This is a genomic window from Vibrio genomosp. F10 str. 9ZD137 (genome assembly GCF_049974785.1).
Lineage (GTDB): Bacteria > Pseudomonadota > Gammaproteobacteria > Enterobacterales > Vibrionaceae > Vibrio.
This window is the reverse complement of sequence record NZ_JBNGCJ010000479.1, coordinates 1-2,047: the sequence shown is the minus strand read 5'-3', so window position 1 is coordinate 2,047 and position 2,047 is coordinate 1. Positions and strand designations below refer to the sequence as shown.

Here is a 2,047-nt window from a genome sequence, read left to right as displayed (position 1 = left end):
CGCTCTTCCGATCTGAAGTGAAAATCCAGGCGCCCTGTTTTTGCTCAATTTGTTCTTGGAACTTATCGGCAACCGAAAGCGGCGTAATGTGCAGAGTGAAATGGCGCGGCGTGGTATCAAACCAGTAGGAGTAACCCGTTATCGACACATCACAGACGCGTTCGAGCCTTGCCTTGATGAGATTGGCACGCTCAAAGGCGGTATCGAGCAATTGGCTTCGACCTAATGCGAGTTTTAGCACTTCAATGGCAAAATCTAATGCGTCTTGTAAACGGCGTAGTTCGCGGGCAATGATTGGAGAGCCGACCGCTTCACGCCAGTTACCGCGGAAGTTCGCATCGCCAAGAACAATCCGCAGATCCATGGCAGATTGAACGAGACTGTCGCCCACTTTTTGCAGTTGTCGCATATCTTTCGCTTCTGTTCGGTAGGCGATTTCTATGTCTTTAGCCAACTCTTGAACCTGTCGGCTTGACACTGATTGACCAAAATATTGGCTTGCGATGTCAGGCAATTGGTGCGCTTCATCAAAAATGAACACTTCAGCCTCTGGGATCAGCTCTCCAAAACCTGTCTCTTTGATAGCCAAATCGGCAAGAAACAAGTGATGGTTCACCACCACAACATCTGAATCCATCGCTCTTTTTCTGGCTTTGAGTACAAAACAGTCCGTATAGCTTGGGCACTCTTTTCCAAGGCAATTATCATTGGTTGATGTAATGGTCGGAATAATAGGGCTGTCTTCAGCGATTTCATCACAATCCCCTAAATCACCACTTTTAGTTTGCGATACCCAGCTGCGCACTTTGATTAATTGAGTGAGTAACGTCGGATCTGCGGTATTGGTGTGGCTTTCGACCATTTGACGACTCAAGCGATCTAAACAAAGATAATTTGAGCGACCTTTGAGCAGCGCCACTTGACCATAAAACCCAAGGGCTTCAACCATTAAGGGTAAGTCTCGGTGAAAGAGTTGTTCTTGAAGGTTTTTAGATCCGGTACTGATGATCACTTTCTTACCGCTGAGCAATGCGGGAACAAGATACGCAAAGGTCTTTCCCGTCCCCGTACCCGCCTCAACGACCAGTTGACTCTGCTGCGCAATTGCCTCATAGACAGCTTGTGCCATATCGAGTTGGGGTTGCCGTGGTTGAAAGCCGGGAATCGCTTTACCCAGCGCACCATCAGCAGAGAAGGTTTTTAAAATCATGTGAATAAACTGGCAAAAAGAGATGAATGGATTATGTCAGTTTTAGTGAGCCGGCGCGAATCAGATTGTGATCCTCGCCGGAGGTGTTTGCTAAATCTTAGGAGGGCCTATTTTCTATTTAGGTATCGAGAGAGCCAAGCTGGTCCATCGAATCCGTTGTCTTCATTTAACATAGCTTTGGCAGCATCAGCCGGAGACGCTTTGCTTTCCCACATTTCTGTCAAAACTGTTTCGTTGATTTCGCTATCCCCCATAAGGGCATTGACTCGTTCAACATACAATTTACGCGCTAGCAATTCTTTATCCATATACAGCACCTCTATTACTTCTAACGATAGAATCGACAACAACAAAGAATAAACCTAGCTTCTTGGCAACATCTTTTGTTGAAACATAGTCGATAATAGATTAATTATAGCAGGTATATTGAGGGTTACGTCACCGTTCACGGAACCTGAAATTAGTTTTAAGCCCAAAAAAATAATTAATGGAAGCAAACCACAAATGGAAAAAAAAACACTCCTAACCCACAGCAAAGATGCACCTGGGCTGATCTCAAAAATCACCAATATTTGTTACAAACATCAACTCAATATCATCCATAACAATGAGTTTGTAGATAACACCAGTGGGCATTTCTTTATGCGTACTGAGTTGGAAGGCTACTTTAACGATCAAACATTGCTCGCCGACCTTGACCAAGCGCTTCCTGAGGGCACAAAACGTCGTTTAGTCAGCTCTACCCGCAAGCGTATTGTTATTCTCGTGACCAAAGAATCTCACTGCTTGGGTGATATTCTAATGAAGAACTACGATGGCAGTTTAGATGTCGACATT

At 44.9% G+C, this 2,047-nt stretch carries 3 protein-coding genes; 1 reads left to right on the top strand and 2 read right to left on the bottom strand.

Translation table 11 applies throughout. The annotated features are described in order from the left end of the window. The coding region (locus ACP45E_RS11545) for an ATP-dependent DNA helicase (protein ID WP_141707309.1) at positions 1–1,210 on the bottom strand (1,210 nt) is incomplete at its 3' end. A 107-nt stretch (positions 1,211–1,317) separates the two neighbouring features. Beyond that, positions 1,318–1,518, bottom strand: coding sequence for a hypothetical protein (locus ACP45E_RS11540; RefSeq protein ID WP_017033997.1), 201 nt, complete (start codon positions 1,516–1,518; stop codon positions 1,318–1,320). A gap of 196 nt (positions 1,519–1,714) precedes the next feature. Here ACP45E_RS11540 and ACP45E_RS11535 point away from each other — a divergent pair. Beyond that, positions 1,715–2,047 (top strand): ACT domain-containing protein (locus ACP45E_RS11535; protein ID WP_141707308.1); only part of this gene is annotated, 333 nt, incomplete at its 3' end.

Coding starts and splice junctions, on each gene's coding strand:
- ACP45E_RS11540 (WP_017033997.1), bottom strand. CDS start 1,518: ATGGATAAAGAATTGCTAGCGCGTAAATTGTATGTTGAACGAGTCAAT.